Annotated in this window: 26 protein-coding genes, 1 tRNA gene and 1 riboswitch; of the genes, 22 read left to right on the forward strand and 5 right to left on the reverse strand. The window is 60.9% G+C overall.

The genetic code is table 11. The features are described from left to right. Nucleotides 1-21 precede the first annotated feature (21 nt). The 5 genes from speB to GKG36_RS02395 form a co-directional block, all read right to left on the reverse strand. Nucleotides 22-897, reverse strand: coding sequence for an agmatinase (speB, locus tag GKG36_RS02375; RefSeq protein WP_005943304.1), 876 nt, complete (start codon nucleotides 895-897; stop codon nucleotides 22-24). Then, complete coding sequence (speE, locus tag GKG36_RS02380; RefSeq protein ID WP_044953854.1) at nucleotides 897-1,754, reverse strand: polyamine aminopropyltransferase; 858 nt, start codon at nucleotides 1,752-1,754, stop codon at nucleotides 897-899. Before speE ends, speB begins: the two co-directional genes overlap by 1 nt. A gap of 13 nt (nucleotides 1,755-1,767) precedes the next feature. Beyond that, nucleotides 1,768-3,234, reverse strand: coding sequence for an aminotransferase class I/II-fold pyridoxal phosphate-dependent enzyme (locus tag GKG36_RS02385; protein ID WP_097775018.1), 1,467 nt, complete (start codon nucleotides 3,232-3,234; stop codon nucleotides 1,768-1,770). Between the two features lie 345 nt (nucleotides 3,235-3,579). Then, nucleotides 3,580-4,161 carry a hypothetical protein gene (locus GKG36_RS02390; protein WP_154258932.1) on the reverse strand — a complete coding sequence of 194 codons (582 nt, stop codon included), beginning with the start codon at nucleotides 4,159-4,161 and terminating at the stop codon, nucleotides 3,580-3,582. Nucleotides 4,162-4,262: 101 nt separating this feature from the next. Then, nucleotides 4,263-4,347 (reverse strand) — tRNA-Tyr (locus GKG36_RS02395). Between the two features lie 410 nt (nucleotides 4,348-4,757). Here GKG36_RS02395 and GKG36_RS02400 point away from each other — a divergent pair. The 22 genes from GKG36_RS02400 to GKG36_RS02505 all read left to right on the forward strand — a co-directional run bounded on the left by GKG36_RS02400 (nucleotide 4,758) and on the right by GKG36_RS02505 (nucleotide 26,032). After that, nucleotides 4,758-5,078 (forward strand): Hpt domain-containing protein, encoded by a 321-nt coding sequence (locus GKG36_RS02400; RefSeq protein ID WP_347563020.1) that lies wholly within the window; start codon nucleotides 4,758-4,760, stop codon nucleotides 5,076-5,078. Nucleotides 5,079-5,183: 105 nt separating this feature from the next. Then, a riboswitch (cobalamin riboswitch) is annotated at nucleotides 5,184-5,396 on the forward strand. Between the two features lie 167 nt (nucleotides 5,397-5,563). Next, nucleotides 5,564-6,796, forward strand: a complete 1,233-nt coding sequence (locus GKG36_RS02405) for a sirohydrochlorin cobaltochelatase (protein ID WP_154258936.1) — start codon at nucleotides 5,564-5,566, stop codon at nucleotides 6,794-6,796. Nucleotides 6,797-6,913: 117 nt separating this feature from the next. Continuing rightward, a complete protein-coding gene (locus tag GKG36_RS02410) occupies nucleotides 6,914-7,774 on the forward strand; it encodes an iron transporter (RefSeq protein ID WP_154258938.1) in 861 nt (286 codons plus the stop codon). A 226-nt stretch (nucleotides 7,775-8,000) separates the two neighbouring features. After that, nucleotides 8,001-9,140: an ABC transporter substrate-binding protein gene (locus tag GKG36_RS02415; RefSeq protein WP_154258940.1), complete on the forward strand. Its 1,140-nt coding sequence runs from the start codon at nucleotides 8,001-8,003 to the stop codon at nucleotides 9,138-9,140. A gap of 30 nt (nucleotides 9,141-9,170) precedes the next feature. Beyond that, entirely contained in the window at nucleotides 9,171-10,190 is a 1,020-nt protein-coding gene (locus tag GKG36_RS02420; RefSeq protein ID WP_097775023.1) for an iron ABC transporter permease, read from the forward strand. Beyond that, a complete protein-coding gene (gene cbiD, locus GKG36_RS02425) occupies nucleotides 10,187-12,139 on the forward strand; it encodes a cobalt-precorrin-5B (C(1))-methyltransferase CbiD (protein WP_154258942.1) in 1,953 nt (650 codons plus the stop codon). Before GKG36_RS02420 ends, cbiD begins: the two co-directional genes overlap by 4 nt. Then, nucleotides 12,127-12,831 carry a precorrin-2 C(20)-methyltransferase gene (gene cobI / locus GKG36_RS02430; protein ID WP_154256019.1) on the forward strand — a complete coding sequence of 235 codons (705 nt, stop codon included), beginning with the start codon at nucleotides 12,127-12,129 and terminating at the stop codon, nucleotides 12,829-12,831. The genes cbiD and cobI overlap by 13 nt, the downstream gene beginning before the upstream one ends. 4 nt (nucleotides 12,832-12,835) lie before the next feature. Further along, nucleotides 12,836-13,597, forward strand: coding sequence for a precorrin-4 C(11)-methyltransferase (gene cobM, locus GKG36_RS02435; RefSeq protein ID WP_097775026.1), 762 nt, complete (start codon nucleotides 12,836-12,838; stop codon nucleotides 13,595-13,597). After that, a complete protein-coding gene (locus tag GKG36_RS02440) occupies nucleotides 13,594-14,589 on the forward strand; it encodes a cobalamin biosynthesis protein (RefSeq protein ID WP_173012863.1) in 996 nt (331 codons plus the stop codon). The genes cobM and GKG36_RS02440 overlap by 4 nt, the downstream gene beginning before the upstream one ends. Continuing rightward, the gene (gene cobJ, locus GKG36_RS02445) at nucleotides 14,582-15,349 is read left to right on the forward strand and encodes a precorrin-3B C(17)-methyltransferase (RefSeq protein ID WP_154258944.1); all 768 of its coding nucleotides are present in this window, start codon (nucleotides 14,582-14,584) and stop codon (nucleotides 15,347-15,349) included. The genes GKG36_RS02440 and cobJ overlap by 8 nt, the downstream gene beginning before the upstream one ends. Beyond that, nucleotides 15,346-16,092 (forward strand): precorrin-6A reductase, encoded by a 747-nt coding sequence (gene cobK / locus GKG36_RS02450; RefSeq protein ID WP_097781490.1) that lies wholly within the window; start codon nucleotides 15,346-15,348, stop codon nucleotides 16,090-16,092. Before cobJ ends, cobK begins: the two co-directional genes overlap by 4 nt. Next, on the forward strand, nucleotides 16,080-17,276 hold the full coding sequence (gene cbiE / locus GKG36_RS02455; RefSeq protein ID WP_154258946.1) for a precorrin-6y C5,15-methyltransferase (decarboxylating) subunit CbiE: 1,197 nt from the start codon (nucleotides 16,080-16,082) through the stop codon (nucleotides 17,274-17,276). Before cobK ends, cbiE begins: the two co-directional genes overlap by 13 nt. Then, a complete protein-coding gene (locus tag GKG36_RS02460; protein ID WP_154258948.1) occupies nucleotides 17,273-18,610 on the forward strand; it encodes a cobyrinate a,c-diamide synthase in 1,338 nt (445 codons plus the stop codon). Before cbiE ends, GKG36_RS02460 begins: the two co-directional genes overlap by 4 nt. 5 nt (nucleotides 18,611-18,615) lie before the next feature. Then, the gene (cobT, locus tag GKG36_RS02465; RefSeq protein WP_173012864.1) at nucleotides 18,616-19,680 is read left to right on the forward strand and encodes a nicotinate-nucleotide--dimethylbenzimidazole phosphoribosyltransferase; all 1,065 of its coding nucleotides are present in this window, start codon (nucleotides 18,616-18,618) and stop codon (nucleotides 19,678-19,680) included. Continuing rightward, nucleotides 19,674-20,195: a bifunctional adenosylcobinamide kinase/adenosylcobinamide-phosphate guanylyltransferase gene (locus GKG36_RS02470; RefSeq protein WP_154258952.1), complete on the forward strand. Its 522-nt coding sequence runs from the start codon at nucleotides 19,674-19,676 to the stop codon at nucleotides 20,193-20,195. Before cobT ends, GKG36_RS02470 begins: the two co-directional genes overlap by 7 nt. Next, on the forward strand, nucleotides 20,192-20,944 hold the full coding sequence (locus tag GKG36_RS02475) for an adenosylcobinamide-GDP ribazoletransferase (RefSeq protein ID WP_154258954.1): 753 nt from the start codon (nucleotides 20,192-20,194) through the stop codon (nucleotides 20,942-20,944). Before GKG36_RS02470 ends, GKG36_RS02475 begins: the two co-directional genes overlap by 4 nt. Next, entirely contained in the window at nucleotides 20,941-21,261 is a 321-nt protein-coding gene (locus GKG36_RS02480; RefSeq protein ID WP_005943245.1) for a bifunctional adenosylcobinamide kinase/adenosylcobinamide-phosphate guanylyltransferase, read from the forward strand. Before GKG36_RS02475 ends, GKG36_RS02480 begins: the two co-directional genes overlap by 4 nt. Then, complete coding sequence (locus tag GKG36_RS02485; protein ID WP_005943240.1) at nucleotides 21,255-21,854, forward strand: histidine phosphatase family protein; 600 nt, start codon at nucleotides 21,255-21,257, stop codon at nucleotides 21,852-21,854. The genes GKG36_RS02480 and GKG36_RS02485 overlap by 7 nt, the downstream gene beginning before the upstream one ends. Then, nucleotides 21,851-22,804: an adenosylcobinamide-phosphate synthase CbiB gene (gene cbiB, locus GKG36_RS02490; protein WP_154258956.1), complete on the forward strand. Its 954-nt coding sequence runs from the start codon at nucleotides 21,851-21,853 to the stop codon at nucleotides 22,802-22,804. Before GKG36_RS02485 ends, cbiB begins: the two co-directional genes overlap by 4 nt. Continuing rightward, complete coding sequence (locus GKG36_RS02495) at nucleotides 22,801-23,868, forward strand: threonine-phosphate decarboxylase (RefSeq protein ID WP_154258958.1); 1,068 nt, start codon at nucleotides 22,801-22,803, stop codon at nucleotides 23,866-23,868. Before cbiB ends, GKG36_RS02495 begins: the two co-directional genes overlap by 4 nt. Beyond that, a complete protein-coding gene (locus tag GKG36_RS02500; protein ID WP_154258960.1) occupies nucleotides 23,865-25,361 on the forward strand; it encodes a cobyric acid synthase in 1,497 nt (498 codons plus the stop codon). The genes GKG36_RS02495 and GKG36_RS02500 overlap by 4 nt, the downstream gene beginning before the upstream one ends. After that, nucleotides 25,358-26,032, forward strand: a complete 675-nt coding sequence (locus GKG36_RS02505; protein ID WP_005943225.1) for a precorrin-8X methylmutase — start codon at nucleotides 25,358-25,360, stop codon at nucleotides 26,030-26,032. Before GKG36_RS02500 ends, GKG36_RS02505 begins: the two co-directional genes overlap by 4 nt. Nucleotides 26,033-26,056: the final 24 nt, after the last annotated feature.

The following is a 26,056-nucleotide window of genomic DNA, read 5'->3' on the forward strand; positions in this document are numbered from 1 at the left end:
TGTCAATGTGTGCAAATTCGGTCAGACCTGAAAGCCGGGCCAGCCCTTGTCCAGCGCGATCAGCGTTTCGCGCAGCACCTTGCAGGCGGTGGCGGTGGAAACGCCGGTGGTATCCAGTGTGGGAGCCAGCTCGTTGAGGTCTGCGGCTACGATGTTGGCTTTCGTCACGGTGCGGATGGCATCCAGCAGCTGCAAAAAGCTCACGCCGCCAGCTTCGGGCGTGCCGGTGCCGGGGAAGCAGGAGGGGTCCAGACAGTCGAGGTCGATGGTCAGGTAGACGGGCACCTTGCTCTCGCACAGCTGTTCTGTCAGCTCGGCAAGGCCGGTAAAATCGAATTTGTGCATCTCGGTGTGCTGGGCTGCAAACTCGAACTCGGCGCGGTCGCCGCTGCGGATGCAGAACTGATGGATGCGGCCGTCGCCCACCAGCTCATGGCAGCGGCGCAGCACGCAGGCGTGGCTCAGCTTTGCACCAAGGTAGTCGTCCCGCAGGTCGGCGTGGGCATCAAAGTGCACGATGTGCAGATCCGGATATTTCTTCACAGCAGCCCGCACGGCACCCAGCGTCACCAGATGTTCACCGCCCAGCAGCAACGGGAACTTGCCGTCCTGCAGGATCTCCTCTGCGCGGGCTTCGATGTCCGCAAGGGCGCTCTCGCTGGAGCCGAAGCACAGCTCCAGATCGCCGCTGTCGAAGATGTCAAAATCGGTCAGGTCGGCATTCTGGTAGGGGCTGTAGGTCTCCAGACCATAGCTTTCGTGTCGGATGGCCGCCGGGCCGAACCGTGCGCCCGGGCGGTAGCTGGTGGTGGAATCGTAGGGCGCACCGTACAGCACGATGCTGGCGGCGCGGTAGCTGCTGTCACAGCCGATGAAGTTTTCAATGTTGGGTTGCATCAGTGTTCCTCCACTTCCCGCAGCATTTCCTCAAGGAATGCCGGCAGGTAAAATGCGCCGACATGCAGCCGGGCAGTGTAATAGCGGGTGCGCATGTTCAGTGCCTTCCATGCGTCTGCATCCAGATCATCGATGGGATGATACTTTTTGCTGGCAAAGCCGAACAGCCAGTACCCAGCCGCAAAGGTGGGAATGTGTGCCTGATACACTCGGCTGATGGGGAAGGTGGACGCAATGCGCTTGTGGCTGCGCTGCATGGCGCTGGCATCCTCGGCATAGAAGGGGCTGCCCTGCTGGTTCACCATGATGCCGTCCGCTTTCAGGGCGTTGAAGCAGCTGCCGTAGAACTCGCGGGTGAACAGACCCTCGGATGGGCCGAAGGGATCGGAGGAGTCCACGATGATGAGGTCGTACTCCTCCTCGCAGCGGCGGATATACTTGAGGGCGTTCTCAAAATAGATGTGCACCCGGCGGTCATCCATGCGGCAGGCGTTGCTGGGCAGGAAGGCGCGGCAGGCTTCCACCACCTGCGGGTCCATCTCCACAAGGTCGATGCGCTCCACCCGGTCGTAGCGGGTCAGCTCCCGCACCACGCCGCCGTCACCGGCACCGATGACAAGGATGTCTTTTGCCTGCTTGTGCACCGCCATGGGCACATGCACGATCATCTCGTCATAGATGAATTCGTCGCGCTCGGTCAGCATCACATTGCCGTCCAATGTGAGCACCCGGCCAAACTCCGGCGTTTCAAAAATATCGATGCGCTGGTAATCGCTCTGCTTGGAGTAGAGCTGTTTGTTCACCCGGATGCTGTGCTTCACGTCCGGGGTGTGAAACTCGGAAAACCAAAATTCCATCTGCATTCCCTCCTTATGCCAGAACGTTCAGCCGCTCGATGTCCGGGTCCTCGGGGCCGGTCATGCTGCAGCCCTTGGCCTTGGCGTACTCGATGTAGTTCAAAATTTCCTTGGTGATGCGCTCGCCCGGGGCCAGAATGGGAATGCCCGGCGGGTAGCACATGACGAACTCGCTGCACACCATGCCCTCGGTCTCCCGGAGCGGCAGGCTCTTTTTGGGCGCATAGAACGCCTCCTGCGGGCTGGCAGCCACAACGGGGTCGATGTATTCCTGACTCAGCAGGCCGGAGCCATCGGTCTGGTAGCGGCGCTTGATCTCGGCCAGCGCGCTGACCAGACGCTCCACCTCCTGCGGGCGGTCGCCGATGGAAAGATAGGCAAGGATGTTGCCAATGTCGCCGAACTCGATCTGGATGTCGTACTCATCGCGCAGGATGTCGTACACCTCAATGCCTGCAAGGCCGATATCCAGCGTGTGGACGCTGAGCTTGGTGGTATCAAAGTCAAAAACGGAGTCGCCGTTGCACAGCTCCTTGCCAAAGGCGTAGTAGCCGCCCACGGCGTTGATCTCCTCGCGGGCATACTCGGCCATGTCGGCCACTTGGTGGAATACCTGCCGCCCGCGCTGTGCAAGGTTGCGGCGGGAGATATCCAGACTGGACATGAGCAGGTAGCTGCCGGAGGTGGTCTGGGTCAGGTTGATGATCTGCCGCACATAGCCCGGGTGCACATTGGGGCCGATGAGCAGCAGGCTGGACTGCGTTAAACTGCCGCCGCTCTTGTGCATGGAGACGGATGCCATATCAGCCCCTGCCGCCATGGCAGACACCGGCAGGCCGCCGCCAAAGTAGAAGTGGGTGCCGTGGGCTTCGTCCGCAAGGCAGAGCATCCCGGCATCGTGGGCCATTTTTACGATGGCGCGCAGGTCAGAGCAGATGCCGTAGTAGGTGGGGTTATTCACCAGCACAGCCACAGCATTCGGATGCTCTTTAATGGCCTTTTCCACCTGTTCCCGCTTCATGCCCAGCGAGATGCCAAGGCGCTTGTCCACCTCGGGGTTCACATACACCGGCACCGCGCCGCACAGTACCAGTGCGTTCAGCACACTGCGGTGCACATTGCGGGGCAGAATGATCTCATCGCCGCGCTTGCAGGCGGTAAGCACCATGCTCTGCACACTGCTGGTGGTGCCGCCCACCATGAGGAACGCGTGGGCAGCGCCAAAGGCATCTGCGGCCAGCTCCTCTGCTTCCCGGATGACCGATACCGGGTGGCAGAGATTATCCAGCGGCTTCATGCTGTTCACATCCACGCCCACGCACTGCTGGCCCAGAAAGGCGGTCAGCTCCGGGTTGCCGCGGCCTCGCTTGTGGCCGGGCACATCAAAGGGCACCACCCGCATTTTGCGGAACTGTTCCAGCGCTTCATAGATGGGCGCACGGTTCTGGTTCAGCCGGAACCGTGTTCGGTTCTCACTCATGTTTTTCCTCCGTCCCTGATCCCGATGCAAACAAAAAAGCGCAAGTACCGCACAAAAAGTGCAGACTTGCGCTTTGAAAAGCATTTGAATGCGCCGCCAAAGACCCCCGGAAGAAACACCAGAGTACAAAGGCCGCTTCGCATGATTCAAAAAAGACGGGATTATGAGAGTCTATATAGCAATTCTGCTTTTACTGCTCTTTATTGACCGTTTCACAAGTCTGCACACTGACTGCGCAATTTCATGGTTGTAAAGGAACCAACTTATAAAATTTGAGCTGCTACGCTCAATCAATAATGGCGGCTGTGCCGCCGGTCGGCAGTGGACCCGGCTGTCCGTATGGCCTTAGCCCCGCTGGGCGGTCCATGGTAAATTGCTTTGAAAAGACTCTGCTATGCTTTGTCTCTCAAAATCAAATGTGATTTTATCATGCACAGAAAGCGTTGTCAATGATTTTTTTGAAGAAAAATTTAAAAAATCAATGCACAGAGTACCAACCTGAATACCGTTGCAAAATATTATGATGCACGGTACACTATGGTTACTACGGTTCTTATTGTTCTGCTGATCCTTGCACTGCTGGAAATCGTCCTGCTGAACGGTGCCGCAGCTGTTCGAATCCACCCGCCCGATGAGTTTAGCCTTGTCGCAAAACAAAAACCTCAGCGTACTTTCATACGTTGAGGTTTTTTGGTGGGCGCGGGTGGATGTCGCGAGCCGCGCATCTAAAAAAGCCCACCGGGCTGTTTTTGCGCCATCTTCAGCGATGTCGCCGCAGCTGTTCGAATCCACCCGCCCAGTGAGTCTGGCTTTGCAGCAAAACAAAAACCTCAGCGTACTTTCATACGTTGAGGTCTTTTGGTGGGCGCGGGTGGATGTCGCGAGCCGCGCTGCTAAAAACAGCCCACCGGGCTGTTTTTGCGCCATCTTCAACGATGTCGCCGCAGCTGTTCGAATCCACCCGCCCGGTGAGTTTAGCCTTGTCGCAAAACAAAAACCTCAGCATACTTTCATACGCTGAGGTTTTTTGGTGGGCGCGGGTGGATTCGAACCACCGAAGCTGAAAGCAGCAGATTTACAGTCTGTCCCCATTGGCCACTCGGGAACACGCCCATATTCACTTTTTGTGTCCTTCGCCGGACGACTTGTTTATTCTATCATGCAGAAAGGCTTTTGTCAACTGTTTTTTTACCTTTTTCTTCAAATGCGTTTTCCGTGCAGAGAAACGGCAGAGCAAAGGCGGGAAAAGCCCTGCAGCCATGCAGGCACGGCAAAGTCGGAGAAAAAAGCCAGCCGGAAGAAATTGATAGGCAAATTGCAAGAAAAACTCGGGACAATATGTGAAAAGTGCAAGACTTTTTGTCTCTGCATTGAAAAACGCAGTAAGGCGTGATATATTTAAAACGCAACAAAGTGCAACAAAATGGATGGCGCTTTTGTCACTCTGTGGCAAATCAGGCGGGATAAGTAGAAAAAGAAAGGCATAGCGACAAACCATGACGATTCAGGAATGTTATAGACAGATGGGCGCAAATTATGAGGACGTGCTCAAGCGGCTTTACAACGAAGGCATGATCTGCAGATTTACGCTGATGTTTTTGAACGACGACAGCTATCCGAAACTGGAGCAGGCATTGAAGGAAGAAAATGTGAAGGAAGCATTCCGTGCGGCACACACGCTCAAGGGCGTGTGCCAGAACCTGGGCTTTACCAACCTGTATCAGCCCACCTACGATTTGACCGAGGTGCTGCGCACAGGCACACTGGAAGGTACCAAGGAGCTGTTTGACAGCGTGACCCGCCAGTACAAAATCACCATCAATGCGATCCGTGCGCTCCAGTAAGCTCCGCATTTGGCTCGATCTCCAAACGGCATCCTTCCTTATAAAAAGGCAGGATGCCGTTTTTTATTGCATTCTGCGCAGTTTTATGATATAATGCCGGACGAACTGAACAGAAAAACAGCAGGTGCCTTTTGCCGATGCACTGCACGGCGGAAAGGGTAAAAGGGAAGCGGGTGCAGATCCCGCACGATCTCGTCACTGTGATAAGGGAGTCCGCATCAGGGTGCTTTGCACCAGCCACTGGAGCATTGCTCCGGGAAGGGGATGCCGGGCGGCGATCTTTCAGTCAGGAAACCTGCCTGCTGTTGGTACGGGGGTGCAAACCCCAGATCACGAGGAATTGGTTGTACCAAAAAGCCCTGAAACAACAGAGGTCTTTTTGTCATGCCATCCGCAGGACAGAAGGGCCTCTTCTTTCATCTTTCTTTCCTGTACCCTTTGTTTGGTTCAAACCGCAATTTATCCAGCAGGAAAGGACAAGAACAATGAGAAAGATCGAAACCAAAAAGCTGGCCGCAGCTGTTACGGCTCTGGCTCTGTGCGCCGGCGTGCTCACCGGCTGCGGCGGTGCTGCTTCCGGCACTGCATCCAGCACCGCTGCGTCTTCCGCTTCCAGCGGAGCGAGCAGCGAGGAGGCTGACGAAATGGCAGCAAAGAACGTGGCAGACCTGATCGATGCCATCTATGTGCAGGAGCGCAATGAGGATACCGATGCCCAGTGCGAAGCCGCCAAGGCTGCATGGGATGCCCTGACCGACACCCAGAAGGAACTGGTGGAAGGTGAGAACGCCGACCCCGACTACTTTGGCCGTGACACCGGCGATGCTTCCAAGGACGATGCCCGCAATCAGGACGACATTGGCGACAACGAGCTGCTGGTGGTCTCCTTCGGCACCTCCTTCAACGACAGCCGCGTGAAGGACATCAAGGGCATCGAGGATGCTCTGCAGGCCGCATACCCGGATTGGTCTGTGCGCCGCGCATTCACCGCACAGATTATCATCAACCATGTGCAGGCTCGTGACGGCGAAAAGATCGACAACATGCAGCAGGCCATGGACCGCGCTGTGGAAAACGGCGTGAAGAATCTGGTCGTCCAGCCCACCCACCTGATGCACGGTGCTGAGTACGACGAGATGATGGAAATGATCGACACCTACCGCGACAAGTTTGAATCTGTCGCTGTGGCTGAGCCCCTGCTGGGCGAGGTCGGTTCCGATGCCACCATCATCAATCAGGATAAGGAAGACGTTGCCAAGGCTGTCACCGCTGCTGCCGTGAAGGAAGCCGGCTACGACAGTCTGGATGCCGCTGCTGCGGACAAGGTCGCCTTTGTCTTTATGGGCCACGGCACCTCGCACACCGCAAAGGTGAGCTACAGCCAGATGCAGACCACTATGCAGACTCTGGGCTACGACAATGTGTTCATTGGCACCGTTGAGGGCAAGCCGGAAGAGACTGCCTGCGAGAACGTGATCGAGGCTGTTAAGGCTGCGGGCTACACCAAGGTCATCCTGCGCCCGCTGATGGTGGTTGCCGGCGATCACGCCAACAACGATATGGCCGGTGAGGATGCCGACTCCTGGCTGAGCCAGTTCAAGGCTTCCGGTGCTTTTGACAGCATCGACTGCCAGATCGCTGGTCTGGGTGAGATCGAGGATGTCCAGAAGCTGTATGTCGCCCACACCAAGGCGGCGATCGATTCTCTGAACGGTTGATCAAACGAACCCTCTCCGTCTCGCGGCCGCTTTGCGGCATCCGGTGGAGAGGGTTCATTTTTTATCTGAACAATGGTATAATAAAAGCTGATTTTTTATAATGTAGAGGTATTTCCTATGAAACGCGTTTTTTCCTGTGTTGTCGCTGCCTCTCTGGCACTGAGTCTGCTGGTGGGCTGCGGCGCTTCTTCCACGGCATCTTCTGCAGCTTCCAGCGCTGCCAGCTCGGAGGCTGCTTCTTCCGTGGCTTCTTCTGCCGCTGAGACCGCCGCTTTGCCGGATGGTGTGTATACCGCCGAGTTTGACACCGACAGCAGCATGTTCCACGCCAACGAAGCCTGCGACGGCAAGGGCACCCTGACCGTGGAAAACGGCCAGATGACCTTCCATGTCAGCCTTGCTTCCACCCATATCGTCAACCTGTATCTGGGCAAGGCTTCCGATGCCGCCGACCACGAGGCCGACTGGCTGCAGCCCACCACAGATACCGTCACCTATTCCGACGGCACCTCGGAGGAGGTGTACGGCTTCGATATTCCGGTCTCTGCTGTGGATGCCGACTTTGATCTGGCCATTCTGGGCACCAAGGGCAAGTGGTACGATCATGTCGTCAGCGTGCGTGATGCCGTGGAAAAGGCTGCGGAAGCCGAGACCCCGGCAGACGGCACCTACACCTGTGAGGTGACGCTGGAGGGCGGCTCCGGCCGTGCCACCGTGGAGAGCCCCGCAGCCCTGACCGTGGCGGATGGCAAGATGACCGCCACCATCGTGTGGAGCAGCCCGAACTATGATTATATGATCGTGGACGGCGAGAAGTATTTGCCCACCAACACCGAGGGCAATTCCACCTTTGAAATTCCGGTATCGGCGCTGGATACCGCACTGGATGTCACCGCCGACACCGTTGCTATGAGCACCCCCCACGAGATCGAGTATACGCTGACCTTTGATTCTGCAAGTCTGAAGGCTAACGATTGAGAATGCCCTCCGCTCACGCTCTGGGCATACTCAGCGGAAAATCAATTTTTTATTTCGCGTTTGTCGCGGCCCCGACGCTTGTCAGGGCAAAGCCCTTCCATCTGCTATCGCAGATCGCTCGCCTGCTTGAAAGACCCACTGGGGCTTTCATTGCTGCGCAACCGCAGGGCCGCTCCAAACGCCTTTTCACAAGAGGGGTCGGAACGACAAACGTCCGGATATTTGAATGAAAATCACTCGCAACCAATTTCTGAAACTGATCCCCGCTGCGGCGCTGACGCTGACCGGCTGCGGCAGCAAGGCTCAACCTGCCAATACGGAAAGTCTTACTTTCTCCCATCATTACAAACTGGACTATGCACAGCAGTTCACAGCGGACTGCTATGAGGGCGGCTATACCATGCTGACCATCGCGGAGTCGGATGCACGGTTCCTTGTTGTGCCGGAAGATGCTGCGGAGGTGGACGGTCTGCCTGCTGATGTGACTGTGCTGCGCCAGCCGGTGGAGAATATTTATCTGGTCTCCACCTCGGTGATGGATCTGCTTTTACATCTGGACGCACTGGACAGCGTGGCCTTTTCCGGCACCAAGGCCGAGGGCTGGTATCTGCCTGCGGTGCAGCAGGCCATGGAAGAGGGAAAAATCGCGTATGCAGGCAAGTACAGCGCCCCGGATTACGAGCAGATCCTGGCAGCGGGCTGCCGCCTTGCCATTGAGAATACCATGATCCTGCACACGCCGGAGGTAAAGGAACAGCTGGAACACTTTGGCATCCCGGTGCTGGTGGAGCGTTCCAGCTACGAGAGCGACCCGCTGGCCCGCATGGAGTGGATCAAGCTTTACGGCATCCTGCTGGGCAGGGAAGAACAGGCCGAGCAGGTGTTTTCCGCGCAGGAGACGGCCGTTCAGCCCATCCTCTCGCAGGAACCCACGGGAAAAAGCTGCGCCTTTTTCTCGCTGACCACCAACAACCTTGCCACTGTGCGCAAGGGCAGTGACTATGTGGCCCGCATGATCGAGATGGCGGGCGGCAGCTATGTCTTTGCGGACCTGACGGACAATGGCAACAGCCTTGCTACCATGAACCTGCCGCTTGAGGACTTCTATGCAGGTGCAAAGGATGCCGATGTGCTCATCTACAACAGCGCCATCGAGGGCATGATCGCATCGGTGAACCAGCTGACCGAGCGTTTCCCACTGTTGAACGAGTTCAAAGCGGTGCAGAACGGTCAGGTGTGGTGCACCACCCAGAGCCTGTTCCAGCAGAGCATGGAGCTGGCAGACCTGATCGTGGACATGAACCGGGTGTTTACCAAGGGCACACCTGCCGCCAGTACCCTGAAATTCCTCACCCATGTGGACTAAAGAAGGAAAATTTTACAGAAAGGAAAGCCTATGACCCGTACCAGACGCCTTGCAGCCGCCTATATTGCCCTTGCGGCAGCCGTGGCTGTGCTTTTTGCGCTGAACCTGTTCTGGGGCAGCGTATCCCTTGCACCGGGAGCGGTGCTGACGGCACTGCTGGGCAAGGGCGGTGATGCGCTTGCGGGGAACATCATCCTGCAGCTGCGCCTGCCCCGCGCGGTCATGGCGGCGCTGTTGGGGGCAGCCCTCAGCGCGGCAGGCTACCTGCTGCAGACTTTTTTTGCAAACCCCATTGCCGGGCCATTTGTTATGGGCGTTTCCAGCGGCGCAAAGCTGGCGGTGGCCCTGACCATGGTGGTGTTTCTGGACCGCGGGATGCTGACCAGCTCGGCCACGATGATCGCGGCTGCCTTTGCGGGTGCCATGGCTTCCATGGCCTTTGTGCTGGCGGTGGCCCGGCGGGTGCAGCGCATGAGCATTCTGGTCATCTGCGGTGTGATGATCGGCTATATCTGCTCCGCCATCACCGATATCGTGGTGGCCTTTGCGCAGGATTCCAACATCGTCAATCTGCACAACTGGTCGCAGGGCAGCTTTTCCGGCGTGACATGGGCCAATGTGCAGGCCGCGGCACTGGTGGTGCTGCCTGCGCTGGCGGCATCCTTTCTGCTTTCCAAGCCCATGGCCGCCTACCAGATGGGCGAATCATATGCCCGCAGCGTGGGCGTGAATGTCAAGCCTTTCTCGGCAGCGCTGGTGCTGCTATCTAGCCTGCTGGCGGCCTGCGTCACCGCCTTTGCGGGGCCGATCTCCTTTGTAGGCATCGCGGTGCCGCACCTTGTCAAGCAGCTGCTGGGCAGCGCAAAGCCGCTGCATGTGCTGCCGGGGTGCTGCTTGGGCGGTGCGGCTTTCTGCCTGTTCTGCGACCTGCTGGCCCGCAGTCTGTTCGCGCCCACGGAGCTGTCCATCAGCTCGGTCACGGCCGTGTTCGGCGCACCGGTGGTCATCTGGCTGCTGGTGCGGCGCAATTCAGAGCGGGAGGGCGCATGATGAACGAAAAAGCACTTTGCACTGCGCGGGAGCTTGCCATCGGCTACGGCAAGACACCGCTGCTCTCGGATATTTGCCTCGGGGCGCAGCCGGGCCAGATCCTGACCTTGATCGGGCCGAACGGCGCAGGAAAATCCACCCTGCTCAAAACGCTGGCGGGCCAGCTTGCCCCTATGGGCGGCACAGTGCTGCTGGCGGGGAAGGATCTTACTGCCTATACCGGTACCCAGCGGGCGCAGAAGCTGGCTCTCATGGCTCCCCACAGCCGCCGGATGGAGCTGACCACCTGCTTTGACTTTGTTTCGGCGGGGCGCTATCCCTACACCGGACGGCTGGGCATTTTGTCTGCCGAGGACAGGCAACAGGTGCACAGAGCTTTGGAGCTGGTGGGTGCGGCGCAGCTGGCAGACCGGGATTTTAACCGCATCAGCGACGGCCAGCGCCAGCGCATCCTGCTGGCCCGGGCACTGTGCCAGCAGCCGGAAGTGATCCTGTTGGACGAACCGACCTCTTTTCTGGATATCAAGGGCAAAATTGAACTGCTCACCATTTTAAAGGAGCTGGCCCATACCGGTCAGCTGGCGGTGATCCTGAGCCTGCACGAGCTGGAATTGGCCGAAAAAATAGCGGACACGGTGGTGTGCGTTTCGCCCGGTGGTGTTTCCGGCGTGCTGACCCCGGAACAGGCGTTTCAGCCGGAGAACATCCGCACCCTGTACGGCCTGACCGAACAGCAGTACACGGCTCTGTTCGGCACACCGGAGCCGGAAGCCGAAAAGGCACCCGCCGGAAAACCGCAGTTTGAGCATTACGTCCGCAGCGGGCAGAAGCTGCTGCGCTGCGGCTATACCACCGGAACCTGTGCCGCGCTGGGGGCTGCCGGGGCGGCGCGTCTGCTGCTGACCGGCCGCGAACCGGAAACGGTGGCTCTGCGCACGCCCAAGGGCATTGTGGTGGAGGTGGCACCCATTTACTGCCGCAGAACGGATGCCGGTGCGGTATGTGCCATCCGCAAGGACGGCGGCGACGATGTGGACGTGACCACGGGCCTGCCGGTGATTGCATCGGTGGTGCTGGAACCGGATGCCCCCGGCGTGCGCATCCTTGGCGGCGAGGGGGTGGGCCGGGTGACGAAGCCCGGCCTTGACCAGCCCGTAGGCGAAGCCGCCATCAACCATGTGCCCCGCCAGATGATTGCCGAAGCGCTGGAACGGGAAGCTGAAAATGCTGCCTACACCGGCGGCTTTGCGGTGACCATCTCTGTGGAAGGCGGTGCCGAGACGGCAAAGCGCACCTTCAACCCGCACATCGGGGTGGAGGGCGGGCTTTCCATTCTGGGCACCAGCGGCATCGTGGAACCCATGAGCCAGCAGGCCATTCTGGATACCATCCAGCTGGAAATGAATCAGGCCGCACTGCGCGCAAAAAATGCCCCCGGCCCCCGGCGGCTGGTGCTGGCCCCCGGTAACTACGGGCTGGACTATCTGGCCAGCGCTCTGCCGCAGTTCGAGCGGTTCCCGGTGGTCAAGACCTCCAACTTCATCGGGGATACGCTGGATATGGCTGCCACGGCCAAATTTGAGGAAGTGCTTCTGGTAGGCCACGTGGGCAAGCTGGTCAAACTGGCGGCAGGGGTCATGAACACCCATTCCCACACGGCGGATGGCCGTGCCGAGGTGTTCTGTGCCCATGCGGCGCTGTGCGGGGCCCGGCGCGAAGTGTGCGCTGCCCTGATGGATGCCGCCACCACGGATGCCTGCCTTGACATTCTGGACGGCGCACAGCTGCGCGGCCCGGTGCTGGAAAGCATCCTTGCCGCCATCCAGATGCATCTGGACCGGCGGGCAGGCGGGGCCTTCCGGGTGGGCGTGGTGCTGTTCTCCAACCAGCACGGCCCGCTGGGCGAGACAAAAACGGCAAAGGAGCTGATGCAGGAATGGCAGAACTGAAAGGTACATTTTACGGTGTCAGCGTCGGCCCCGGCAACCCGGAGCTGATGACGCTGCAGGCTGTGCGGCTCATCCGGCAGTGCCCGGTGCTGGCCGCGCCGCAGACTGCTTCCGGCCAGATGCTGGCGCTGGACATCGCCCGCAGTGCGCTGGGAGAAGCGCTGGACGGCAAGACCATCGTCCCGCTGTACTTTGCCATGAGCCGTGACCCGGCTGCGCTGGCGGCTTCGCACGAAAAAGCCGCCGCCGCGGTGCGGCAGTATCTGGATGCCGGGCAGGACGTTGCCATGCTGAACATCGGTGATGTTTCCATCTATGCCACCTTTGGTTACCTGCAGGAGATCTTGCAGGCCGGGGGTTATGCCACCGCCATGGCGGCAGGCGTGCCCAGCTTTTGTGCGGCGGCGGCGCGGCTGAATGTGCCGCTGACCGGCGGCATGGATACGCCGCTTACCATTGCGCCCGGCGGCTGGACAGACCGCGTGCTGGAAATGCCCGGCACCAAGGTATTGATGAAAGCCGGCAGGCAATTGCCTGTCTTATTGGATACCCTGCAGCAGGCAGATAAGCTGAAAAAAAGCGCACTTGTGTGCAACTGCGGTCTGCCGGACGAGCGGGTCTACCCGGATCTTTCCCTTGAGCGGCCGCAGGAACAGGCCGGTTATTTTGCCACCGTTTTGGTAAAGGAGTAACGTTATGGTACATTTTGTTGGTGCAGGCCCCGGCGCACCGGACCTCATCACCCGGCGGGGCGCGGCCCTGCTTCAGAAAGCCGACTGCATCATCTATGCGGGCAGTCTGGTGAACCCGGCCCTGCTGGGCCTTGCAAAGGCAGACTGCGCCATTTATAACAGCGCTGAAATGACGCTGGAGCAGGTGCTGGATGTGATGCGGCAGATGGAAGCTGCGGGTAAGATCACCGTGCGCCTGCACACCGGCGACCCCTGCCTTTACGGTGCCATCCGGGAGCAGATGGATGTGCTGGATGCCGAGGGCATTCCCTACGATGATACCCCCGGTGTGTCCAGCTTCTGCGGCGCAGCGGCGGCACTGAACGCCGAGTACACCCTGCCCACCGTCAGCCAGACCGTCATCATCACCCGCATGGAGGGCCGCACCCCGGTGCCGGAAAAAGAAAAGCTGGCAAGCCTTGCCGCCCACGGGGCAACGATGGTCATTTTTCTATCCATCGGCCTTGTGGACAAAGTACAGCAGGCGCTTCTGGCAGGCGGTGCCTATACGCCGGATACCCCGGCAGCGGTGGTGTATAAGGCCACATGGCCGGAAGAAAAAACGGTTCGCTGCACCGTAGGTACGCTGGCGGAAAGCGTTCATGCAGCGGGCATCACCAAAACGGCGCTCATTGTGGCAGGCGGCTTTCTGGGCCGGAATTATGAGCGCAGCAAGCTCTACGACCCGGCCTTTACCACCGAGTTCCGCAAGGGGACAGACCAGTGACCCGCGCCTATCTGGCCTTTACGGCAAAGGGCCTTGCACTGGCCCAAAAACTGGCGGCGGCATATCCCGGCAGCGTGGCCCGCTGCGGCCATGAAGCCGGGCAGGTGCACCTTGCCGATTGGACGGCCCGCCAGTTTGCCGGGAGCGATGCCCTTGTTTTTGTAGGTGCTGTGGGCATTGCGGTGCGGGCCATTGCGCCCCACTGCCAAAGCAAGGCACAGGACCCTGCCGTTGTGGTGCTGGACGAGTGCGGCCGCTTTGCCGTGCCCATCCTCTCAGGCCACCTGGGCGGTGCCAACGACCTTGCCCGGGCGCTTGCCGCTGTGTGCGGTGCGGTGCCGGTGATCACCACAGCCACCGACGCAAACGGTGTGTTTGCGGTGGACGAGTGGGCAAAGCACCAGAATTGCACCGTGCTGGAGCCGGAGCGCATCAAGCTTGTCAGCGGTGCACTGCTGGCGGGCAAAACGGTGCAGTTCGCATCCGACTGGCCTATTGCGGGTGCACCGCCTGATGGGATCACGGCGGGAGATGCCCCGGACTTTGCCCTCACCCTCTGCCCGGCGGGAGATGCGCTGCATCTGGTGCCGCGCATCGGCGTGCTGGGCGTGGGCTGCAAACGCGGCACCAGCGCCGAAACGCTGGCCGAAGCCTTTGCAGCTTTCTGTGCCCAGAACCGCCTTGCGCCGCAATGCATCACGGCGGCGGCAAGCATCGACTTAAAACAAAACGAGGCGGGCCTGCTGACCTTCTGTAAGAGCCACAGCTGGCCGGTGCAGTTTTTCACAGCGGAACAGCTGCGTGCCGCCCCCGGCAGCTTTACGCCTTCGGCCTTTGTGCAGAGCGTTACCGGCGTGGACAATGTCTGTGAACGGTCGGCAGTGCTGGCCGCAGGCGGGACACTCGTTTTTCACAAATATGCCCATACCGGCGTGACCTTTGCGCTGGCCGTGCGGCCCTATGCCCCGGACTGGAGGTGGCAGAATGTTTGACCCGATGGAATTTGAGATCGACGAACCGGAAAAGGTAGTCTACGTGGTGGGCATTGGCCCCGGAGATGTTTACTACCTGACGCAGGAAGCCCGGAATGTTCTGGAACACGCAGATGCCATCTGCGGCTATAAACTTTATCTTGACCTGATCGAGCCGGAGTTCCCATGTGAGGAATATTATTCCACCGGCATGACCAAGGAAATCGACCGCTGCCGCTGGGCGCTGGAAAAGGCGAATACCGGCAGGCGCGTGGTGATGGTGTGCAGCGGCGACGCAGGCGTTTACGGCATGGCCAGCCCTGTGCTGGAACTGGCGCAGGATTACCCGGACGTTGCCGTAGAAGTGGTGCCCGGCCTTACGGCCGCCCTCAGCGGCGGGGCTGTGCTGGGCGCGCCGCTGGCCCACGATTTCTGCGTGATCTCCCTTTCCGACCGGCTTACCCCGTGGGAGGTCATCGAAAAGCGGCTGGCCTGCGCAGCGCAGGGAGATTTCTGCGCTGCACTCTATAATCCTTCCTCCAAGGGCAGGCCGGACTACCTGCAAAAGGCAGTGCGCATCCTGCGCGCAAACGGCAAGGCGGATGATACCGTCTGCGGCCTTGTGCGCAACATTGGCCGCGAGGGCCAGAGTGCCCGGGTGCTGACGCTGGCCGAGCTGGAAAACACGCCGGTGGATATGTTCACCACCGTGTATATCGGCAACAGCAATACCCGCGCCCTTTCGGGCCGGATGGTCACGCCGCGGGGGTACCGTAAGTGAAGGCGGTCGTGTTCAGCGGCACCACCGAGGGCCGCCGCTTCTCCAAAAAGCTGGCAGAGCTTGGCGTTGCGGTAACGGTGTGCGTGGCAACGCCGCTGGGGGCCGAGGAGCAGGGCGAAATGGCGGGCATCACGGTGCACGCCGGGCGGCTGCAGCCGGATGCCATGGCGGCATTGCTGGCGGGAGCTGATCTCTGCGTGGATGCCACCCACCCTTATGCAGTGGATGCCACCAGGAACATCCGCGCTGCAGCGGTGCAGGCGGGCGTGGAATACCGCCGCCTACTGCGTGCGCAAAGCCCCTTGCCGCCCGGCTGTGCGGTGTTTGAAACAGCAGCGCAGGCTGCAGAATATCTGGCCGGGACAGAGGGCAATATCCTGCTTGCCACCGGTGCCAAGGAGCTGGCTGTGTTTGCCGGGCTGGAACCGGCGCGGCTTTACCCGCGCGTCCTGCCCACGCCGGAGGGCATTGCCGCCTGTGAAGCGGCCAATGTCCCGCACCGGAACATCATTGCCATGCAGGGGCCGTTCAGTCTGGCGCTGAATAAGGCGTTGATAACACAGTTCCAGATCCGGTACCTCGTCACCAAGGACGGCGGCGCAGCGGGCGGCTTTGCCGAGAAGGTGCAGGCCGCTGCCGATACCGGCGCACAGCTGGTGGTGCTGCGCCGCCCGCCGGAAACTGGCGAGACGGAAACACAAATTTTAGCGTATTGCAAGGAGATTTTGCAATGGTCACACTGATCGGCATGGGCAGCGGAAAATGGGAAGCCCTTTCGGCGCAGGCGCAGCAGGCTGTGCGCAGCGCGGGCCTTGTGTTCGGTGCAAAGCGGCTGCTGGCGGGCCTGCCTGCAGACAGCATGGCCCGGCAGTTCGCGCTCTACCAGCCCGCTGACATTCTGGAAACACTGGCACAAAACCCCGGGCAGGATGCTGCCGTGCTTTACAGCGGCGATACCGGATTTTACTCCGGTGCGTCCGGTCTGCTCACGCCGCTGCGGGCGCTGGGCATCCCCGCGCGGGTGTATCCGGGCGTTTCCAGCATCCAGCTGCTTTCAGCGGCGCTGGGCCGACCGTGGCAGGACTGGAAGCTGGTCTCGGCCCATGGCTGTGCCTGCGACCCGGTGGCCGAGTGCATGATGAACCGTTCGGTGTTCTTCCTCACCGGCGGCACTGAAACGCCCGCCTCTCTGTGCCAGAAGCTGACCGATGCCGGTATGGGCGAAGCCCACGGCGTGGTGGGCGAAAACCTTGGCACCGAAGCGGAAGCCATCCGCTACGGTTCTGCTGCAGAGCTGGCGGGGCAGAGCTTTGCACCACTCAGCGTGCTTCTGGTGGAAAACTTTGATCTGCCGCAGCTGCGTGCGCCGGGCTTCCCGGACGAAAGCTTCATCCGGAGCGAGGTGCCCATGACCAAGCAGGAGGTGCGCGCTGCTGCGCTGGCAAAGCTGGCGGTAATGCCCACCGACACTCTGTGGGATGTGGGCGCAGGCACCGGCAGTGTGAGCGTGGAGCTTGCGCTGGCGGCACCCAAAGGCCGCGTTTACGCCGTGGAGTGTGAACCGGATGCCTGTGAACTGATCCGTAAAAACCGGGCAAAGTTCCATGCTTGCAACCTCATCCTCATCGAGGGCCGCGCACCGGATGTGCTGGCAGACCTGCCTGCGCCGGATGCCGTGTTCATCGGCGGCACCAAAGGCGGCATGGAAGCCGTGCTGGATGAAGTGCTCGGCAAGAATCCGAACGCACGCATCTGCATTTCGGCCATTGCGCTGGAAACGCTGGGCGCTGCCATTGCCGCCCTCACGGCCCGGGGCCTGACCGCAGAGGTAACGCAGATCGCCGTCAGCCGCACAAAACCGGCGGGCCGACTGCACCTGCTCATGGCCAATAACCCCATCTTCCTCATTACGGGTACACGCAAATGATGCAATTCCTCATCGCCGCGCCTTCTTCCGGCAGCGGCAAGACCACTGTTGCCTGCGCAGTGCTGGCGGCGCTGAAAAAGCGCGGGGCCGACCCCTGTGCGTTCAAAAGCGGGCCGGACTACATCGACCCCATGTTCCACCGCTCGGCTCTGCAGGTGGACAGCCACAATCTGGATCTGTTTCTTTCCAACAGGGATATGGTGCGGGCCATTTTTGCCCGCTATGCCGCCGGGCATGGTGCCGCCGTGTGCGAGGGCGCTATGGGCTTTTATGATGGTCAGGGCCTGACCACCCGTGCCAGCGCTTGGGAACTGGCGGATACGCTGGGCCTGCCGGTGCTGCTGGTGGTACAGCCCAAGGGTGCCAGCGTGACGCTGGCCGCACAAATTCAGGGCCTTGTGAGCTTCCGCAAAAACAGCCATGTTTCGGGCATCCTGCTCAATGATTGTTCCGAAAAGCTGTATAAAATGCTCAAGGCCCTGCTGGAAAGGGAGACCGGCCTGCCGGTGCTGGGCTATCTGCCCCATTTGCCGCAGGCAGCGGTAGAAAGCCGACACCTCGGCCTGAAGACTGCAGATGAAATTGCCGACCTGCAGGAAAAGATCGCCCTGCTGGCCGATGCACTGGTGCTGGATTGGCAGCGCCTTGCCGTGCTGACCGAAAAGCCTGCGCCGGAAGCTTTGCCGGGAGCAGCTGCACCCACATCCGTCCGCATTGCGGTGGCAAAGGACGAGGCGTTCTGCTTTACCTATGCCGAAACGCTGGACGCACTGCGGGATGCCGGGGCGGAGCTTGTGCTTTTCAGCCCGGTGCAGGATGCGGTTTTGCCGGAAAATATAGGCGGGCTGTATCTGCCCGGCGGCTACCCGGAGCTGTACGCCAAAACTCTGAGTGAAAACAAAACCATGCTGGCTTCCATCCGGCAGGCCGTGCAGGCGGGCCTGCCCACAGCGGCCGAATGCGGCGGCTTTTTGTATCTGGGCCGGAGTCTTGAGGATGCCGACGGTAAGGTGTGGCCCATGGCAGACGTTCTGCCGGGCGATGGCATCCGGGTGGGAAGGCTGGTGCGCTTTGGCTATGCCGAAATGACCGCCAAGGCGGACAGTATGCTCTTCTGCGCCGGAGAAACGCTGCCCATCCACGAATTCCACCACTGGGATTCCACCGCAAACGGCACTGCATTTACTGCCTGCAAAAACGAAAAAATGCAGTGGGAATGCGGCTTTGCAAACGAGAATTTCTATGCGGGCTTCCCGCATTTATACTGGGCGGGCACGCCCCTGCCGGGCCGCTTTGTGCGCGCGGCAGAACGATACAGCAAAACAAAAGGATGACCAAAATGACCGAAACGGAACTGAATGCACTTTTGGCGGGTATCACCCCGGCCAACGAAGCTGCCCGCGCGGCGGCACACGCCCACTGGGCCAGCCTTGCAAAGCCTCTGGGCGGGTTGGGCCGGCTGGAGACCATGCTGGAGGATGCCGCCGCCCTTACCGGCAGTGCGGAGCTTGATCTTTCCCGCCGGGTGGTGGTGGTGCTCTGCGCGGATAACGGCGTGGTGGCGCAGGGCGTGAGCCAGACCGGGCAGGAAGTGACCCGTGCCGTGGCCGAAAACCTTGCCATGCGGCGCACCAGTGTGTGCCAGATGGCCCGCACGGCCCACTGCGATGTTCTGCCCGTGGATATGGGCATGGCAGGCGAACCGGTGCCCGGCGTGCGCAGCTGCCGCATTGCCGCAGGCACGGCGGATTTTACCCAAGGCCCTGCCATGAGCCGGGCCGAGGCCGTGCAGGCCGTTGGGGAGGGCATTGCCCTTGCCCGGGAACTGGCAGAGGATGGCTACAGGCTCATCGCCACCGGTGAAATGGGCATTGGCAATACCACCACCTCCAGCGCGGTGGCGGCAGTGCTGCTGGGCCAGCCCGTGGAGCTTATGACCGGGCGCGGTGCGGGCCTCTCGGACGAAGGGCTTGCCCGTAAGGTGGATGCCATCTGCCGCGGCATCCTTTGCAATGAGCCGGACCCGGAAGACACATTGGATGTTCTTGCAAAGCTTGGCGGCTTTGATATCGCGGGCCTGTGCGGTGTGTTTCTGGGCGGTGCACTGGCCGGTGTGCCGGTGCTGGCAGATGGCTTTATCAGCGGAGTGGCCGCGCTGTGCGCCGTGCGGCTGTGCCCGGCGGCGGTAAAGGCTGTGTTTGCAAGCCACTGCTCGGCAGAGCCTGCCGCGCGCATCGTGCTGGAAGCACTGGGCAAGGCACCCATCATTACGGCGGGGCTGCATCTGGGCGAGGGCACCGGCGCGGTGGCCAGCATCCCGCTGTGGGATATGGCACTGGCCGTATACGGCGGGTGCTACTCCTTTGCGGAGGGCGGCATTGCGCCGTATACGCCCCAATGCTGACGCTGGTTCTGGGCGGCGCGGCCAGCGGCAAAAGTGAATACGCCGAGAGCCTTGTGCTGAAAACCACCGGCCCGCGCTACTATCTTGCCACCATGCAGGTGTGGGATGCCGAGTGTGCCGCCCGGGTGGAAAAGCACCGCAAAATGCGGGCCGCAAAGCAGTTTGTGACGGTGGAGTGTCCCTTGCATCTGGACGATGTGCGCCTGCCTGCGCGGGGCACCGCCTTGCTGGAAGACCTTGGCAACCTTGCCGCCAACGAGCTGTACGACCCGGCGGGAGCAGGGGAAAACGCGGCCAAAGCCATCCTGCACGGGCTGGAAAGCCTTGCAGCCCAGTGCGAAAACCTCATCGTTGTTTCCAACGAGGTGTTCAGCGGCGGGGCCGACTATGCCGGTGACACAGGCCGCTATCTGCTGGCACTGGCGCAGGTAAACAATGCCTTTGCCGCCCGGGCCGACAATGTGGTGCGGGTGGTATGCGGCATCCCGGTCTATCATAAAGGAGTGGAAAAATGATCGTTTTGCAGACCATTGCGGTGGCCTTTGCCATGTTTTCAGCCATCCCGGTGCCGCAGTTCGACTGGAACGAAAAGAATATGCGTTACGCCATGTGCGCCTTCCCGCTCATTGGTGTCGTTATTGGTGCGGCGTGGTGTGTGTGTGGCGCGATGCCCCTGCCGGGCCTTGCCAAGGCGGCGGGCTTTGCGCTGATCCCGGTATGGATCACCGGCGGCATCCATCTGGACGGCTATGCCGACACCTGCGATGCCCTTTCCAGCTACGGCGACCGAGAAAAGAAGCTGGAAATATTAAAAGACCCCCATTGCGGTGCCTTTGCGGTCATCCGGCTGTGCAGCTATTTTCTGGCCTATTTTGCCCTGTGCACCTGTGTGAGTTTTACACCCCGCGTGGGTGTGCTGTGGGTTCTGGCACTGGTGCTGGAACGGGCGCTTTCGGGCCTTGCGGTGGCATCGTTCCCCATGGCAAAAAACACCGGTCTTGCACACACCTTTGCCACTGCAGCAGACAAAACTGTGGTGCGCCGGGTGCTGGCGGTGCTGGCCGCAGTGCTATGCGTGGGCATGGCGGCGCTGAGCGGCTGGGCGCTGGTGCTGGCAGCGCTGGCGGTGCTCTGGCGCTACCATGCCGTGAGTTGGAAGCAGTTCGGCGGCATCACCGGCGACCTTGCCGGGTGGTTTTTGCAAAAGGCCGAGCTCTGGATGCTGGCGGCGCTGTGTGCCTGCCAGTGGGGAGGGCTGCTATGATCTTTATTACCGGGCCGCTCTACAGCGGCAAGCGCACCTTTGCGCAAACACTTCCCGGCAAGCGTCTTTCGGACGTGCAGGTATTGGCTGCCGATGCCGCCGACCTGCCTGCCTTGGCAGACAAGCTTGCCCATGAATACGATATCCTCATCGCCACCGAGGTAGGCGGCGGTGTTGTGCCGATGGATGTCAAACAGCGCGCAGACCGCGAGGCGGCGGGCAGGCTTGCCTGCCTGCTGGCCGCACGGGCCGAATGCGTGGTGCAGATGTTCTGCGGCATCCCCACGGTTTTGAAAGGAGAATTGTCTCAATGCTGATCTATCTTCTGCGTCATGGCCAGACGGAATACAACGCCCAGAAGCGTTATCAGGGCCAGCGCGACATCCCGCTCTCACCCGAAGGCGCTGCTCAGCTGCGCCGGGCAGATTTTGACCCCGATGTGGTCTATGTTTCCACCTTGCAGCGCACCAGCCAGACGGCGCGCATCCTGTTCCCGGAGGCAAAGCTTGTGCCGGTGGACGGCCTGAAAGAGATGTGCTTTGGCAGCTTTGAGGGCCGCAATTTCATCGAGATGGAAAAGGACCCCGAGTATCAGGCATGGGTGAAGGCCAACTGCGAAAGCCCCTGCCCGGATGGAGAGCGCAAGACGGATTTTTCAGACCGCATCTGCCGCACCGTGGCAGAGCTGATCGATAAAGCCCTTGCCGCAGGCGAAGAACGGCTGGTCATTCTGGCCCACGGCGGCACCCAGATGGCCGCCATGGAGCGGTTTGCCGTCCCTCACAGGGACTATTACGCATGGTGCGGACCCAACGCGGGCGGCTTTGTGCTGGATGCAAAGGACTGGACGGAAAAGCATCTGCTGTATCTCGTAAAGACCGTCCAGTACACAAAGGAGAGCAGGGCATGATCCTTCAGGCAGTTGTCGGCGGTTTTGTGCTGGACGCGCTCTTCGGCGACCCGGCGTGGCTGCCGCACCCGGTGGTGCTTATGGGCAGATGTATCTCCCGGCTGGAAAAGTTCCTGCGCGCCCGCCTGCCCGGCACCCCGCAGGGAGAGCTGCTGGGCGGTGCCGTGACGGCGTTCTGCCTGCCGGTGGGCACCTTTCTGGTCACGAGCCTTGTGTGTCTGGCGGCGGCAAAGCTCAGCCCGTGGCTGGGCCTTGCGGTGCAGATGTTCTGGTGCGGGCAGGCGCTGGCGGCAAGGGGCCTTGCGCAGGAGAGCACAAATGTGTATAACGAGCTGGTCCGGAACGACCTGCCCGCCGCTCGCAAAGCCGTGAGCCGCATCGTGGGCCGCGACACCCAGAACCTGACCGCAGAGGGTGTGACCAAAGCTGCGGTGGAAACGGTGGCCGAAAATGCCAGCGACGGCGTCATTGCGCCGCTGCTGTATATGCTCATCGGCGGGGCACCGCTGGCGCTGACCTACAAGGCTATCAATACCATGGACAGCATGCTGGGCTACAAAAACGAGAAGTATCTTTACTTTGGCCGCGCAGCCGCGAAGCTGGACGACCTTGCCAACTACATCCCCAGCCGCATTGCCGCCCTTTTGTGGGTGGCGGCTGCGGCCTTTACCGGCAACGATGCCAAAGGTGCATGGCGCATCTGGCGGCGGGACCGGCGCAACCACGCCAGCCCCAACAGCGCCCAGACCGAAAGCGCCTGCGCCGGTGCACTGGGCGTGCAGCTGGCCGGCCCGGCTTACTATTTTGGTGAATATTACCCCAAGCCTACCATCGGTGATGCCCTGCGCCCCATTGAGCCGCAGGATATCCTGCGCGCCAACCGCATGATGTATGTGGCAAGCGGCTTTGCGCTGGCATGGGGTGCAGCAATACGGGGGTTCCTTGCATGAAACAATTGACCCATGGCGGCGACTGGGCGGGCTACCGCGCCGAGTTTGGCCGCGACCCGCTGGATTTTTCGGCCAATGTCAGCCCGCTGGGTCTGCCGGAAGGGGTGGCAAAGGCCATTACGGCAGCGCTTGCCACGGCCGACCGCTACCCCGACCCGCTGTGTCGGGCCCTGCGTGAAAAACTGGCGGTGGCTGAGGGAGTGCCCGCCGAATGGCTGCTGTGCGGCAACGGCGCGGCAGACCTCATCTTCCGGCTGGCGTTGGCTGCAAAGCCCCGCACTGCACTGGTGACGGCGCCCACCTTTGCCGAGTACGCCACGGCACTGGAAACTGTGGACTGCACGGTGGAACGTCATTTTTTGCGGGAAGAAAACGATTTTGCGGTGACGAAAGATCTCCTGAACGCGGTGCACCCGGGTACAAATATGGTGTTCCTCTGTCAGCCCAACAACCCCACCGGCCAGCTGGCAGAGCCTGCCCTTGTGGAAGCGCTGCTGCGCAGATGCGAAGCCGTGGGTGCGGTGCTGGCCGTGGACGAATGCTTTCTGGATTTTCTGCCGGAGGGCGAAGGCCTTTCGGCAAGGCATCTGCTGAAAAACAGCAAAAAACTGATTATTTTAAAAGCCTTCACCAAGCTTTACGGCATGGCAGGCGTGCGTCTGGGCTATTGCCTGTGCTCTGACACAGAGCTGCTTGCCCGGATGCGGGCAGCGGGCCAGCCGTGGGCGGTTTCCAGTCTGGCACAGGCGGCGGGCATCGCTGCGCTGGACGAGACGGAATATGTGGCGAAGGTGCGTGCATTGATCGAAGCACAGCGGCCTGTGCTGGCAGACGGCCTGCGGGCGCTGGGCCTGCGGGTGATCGAGGGCCGGGCTAACTATCTGCTGTTCCGCGCGCCGGAAGCGCTGGGCGAAGCGCTGCGCCGCAAGGGTGCGGTGCTGCGCAGCTGCGGCAATTATCCGGGCCTTGATGCCAGCTGGTACCGCACCGCTGTGCGCACCGAGAATGAAAACCGGCAGCTGCTTGCACTGCTGGCCGAAACCCTGCCGGAGGTGGCACAATGAGCAAGGCAAAATGCATTATGGTGCAGGGCACCATGAGCGGTGCGGGCAAAAGCCTGCTGTGCGCGGCGCTGTGCCGCATTTTTGCGCAGGATGGCTACCGCGTGGCCCCTTTCAAAAGCCAGAACATGGCCCTGAATAGCTTCGTCACCCGCAACGGTGCAGAGATGGGCCGTGCTCAGGTGGTGCAGGCACAGGCTGCAGGCGTGGAGCCGGATGTGCGCATGAACCCCATCCTGCTCAAGCCCAGCAGCGATGTGGGCAGTCAGGTGATCGTGAACGGCAAGGCCCGGGGCCAGATGTCCGCCGCCGATTATTTCAGGATGAAGCGCAGCCTTATCCCGGACATTCTGGAAGCCTACAACAGCCTTGCCGCCGAGAACGACATCATCGTGATCGAAGGCGCGGGCAGCCCGGCGGAGATCAACCTGAAAGCCGACGATATCGTGAACATGGGCCTTGCAAAGCTGGTGGATGCGCCGGTGCTGCTGGCGGGCGATATCGACCGGGGCGGCGTATTCGCCCAGCTGTACGGCACTGTGGAGCTGCTGGAAGCCGACGAGCGTGCCCGCATCAGGGGCCTGATCATCAACAAGTTCCGGGGCGATGTGGAGATCCTGCGGCCCGGCCTTGCCATGCTGGAAGAAAAAACGCAGCTGCCCGTGCTGGGCGTAGTGCCGTACCTGCGGGTGGAGATCGAGGACGAGGACTCCCTCTCCGACCGGCTGGATACAAAAGCTGCGGTCAAACCGCTGGATATCGCCATCCTGCGCCTGCCGCATGTGTCCAACTTCACCGACTTTATCCCGCTGGAACAGCACCCGCTGCTGGGCGTGCGGTATGTGCAGCGCACCCGCCAGCTGGGTGCACCGGATCTCGTCATCCTGCCCGGCACCAAAAACACCATGGACGACCTGCGCTGGCTGAGGGAAAGCGGACTGGAAGCGGCGGTGCTCAGGCTTTCGGCAGCCGGTACGCCGGTGCTGGGCGTGTGCGGCGGCTACCAGATGCTGGGCGAACAGCTCTGCGACCCGGCAGGGGAGGAGAGCGGCACCCCCTGCACCCTGCGGGGCCTTGGCCTGCTGCCCACCACGACGGTGTTCGGCACCGAAAAGCACCTGACCCAGACCGCAGCCTGTGTGACCACAGAACCCTTTGCAGGCGCAAAGCTGACGGGCTACGAGATCCACGCAGGCCGCACCGAGGTGCGGGGCAGTGCGTTCTGCATCCTTGCAGACGGCACGCCGGAGGGCTGTGTGCAGGACGGTGTATTCGGTACCTACCTGCACGGCCTGTTCGACACCGGCGAACTGACCGAAAAACTGACCGCATTTTTGTGCAAACGGAAGGGCATCGATCCGGCCGGGGCCGAGCTTATCCCCATGGAGCAGTACCGTCAGCAGCAGTTTGATCTGCTTGCCGATGGTGTGCGCGCGGCACTGGATATGCCCGCTATCTATGCCGCCATGGGAATGCAAAAAGGAGACAACACATGACACCGCAGCATCATCTGCCCGCCGACATTGAACGGACGAGCATCTCCATTATCACAAGGGAACTGGACGAGCTGGGCCTGACCCCGCCGCCGGAGACGGCTGCGGTGGTCAAGCGGGTCATCCACACCACCGCGGATTTCGACTATGCCAAAAATCTGCGCTTTACACCCGGCGCGGTGGAAGCCGCAGTCAAGGCCCTGCACGCGGGTGCTTTCATCGTTACCGACACCAATATGGCGCTGGCGGGCATCACAAAGCCGGGCCTGAAAAAACTGAACGGTGAAGCCATCTGCTACATGGCAGACCCCGCTGTGGCCGAAGCCGCAAAGCAGGCGGGCACCACCCGTGCCGTTGCCGCCATGCACCGCGCTGCCCGGGAGCACCCGGGGGCCATTCTGGCCATTGGCAATGCGCCCACGGCCCTTTTGACCATTGCGGAGGAAATGGAAGCCGGTCTGCGGCCTGCACTGGTCATTGGCGTGCCGGTGGGGTTTGTGAATGTGGTGGAAAGCAAGGAAGTACTGTTTGCCGCCTGCGAGCGATACGGCGTGCCTGCCATCGCCGCCATGGGCCGCAAGGGCGGCAGCAATGTGGCTGCAGCCATCTGCAACGCCCTCATTTACTCTGCCACCGAAATGCTGGACCCCTCTGCCAGAGGGTGGAACGGATAAGGCGGAAACAGCATAACATCAAAA

It is taken from the genome of Faecalibacterium sp. BIOML-A1 (genome assembly GCF_009679715.1).
Lineage (GTDB): Bacteria > Bacillota > Clostridia > Oscillospirales > Ruminococcaceae > Faecalibacterium > Faecalibacterium taiwanense.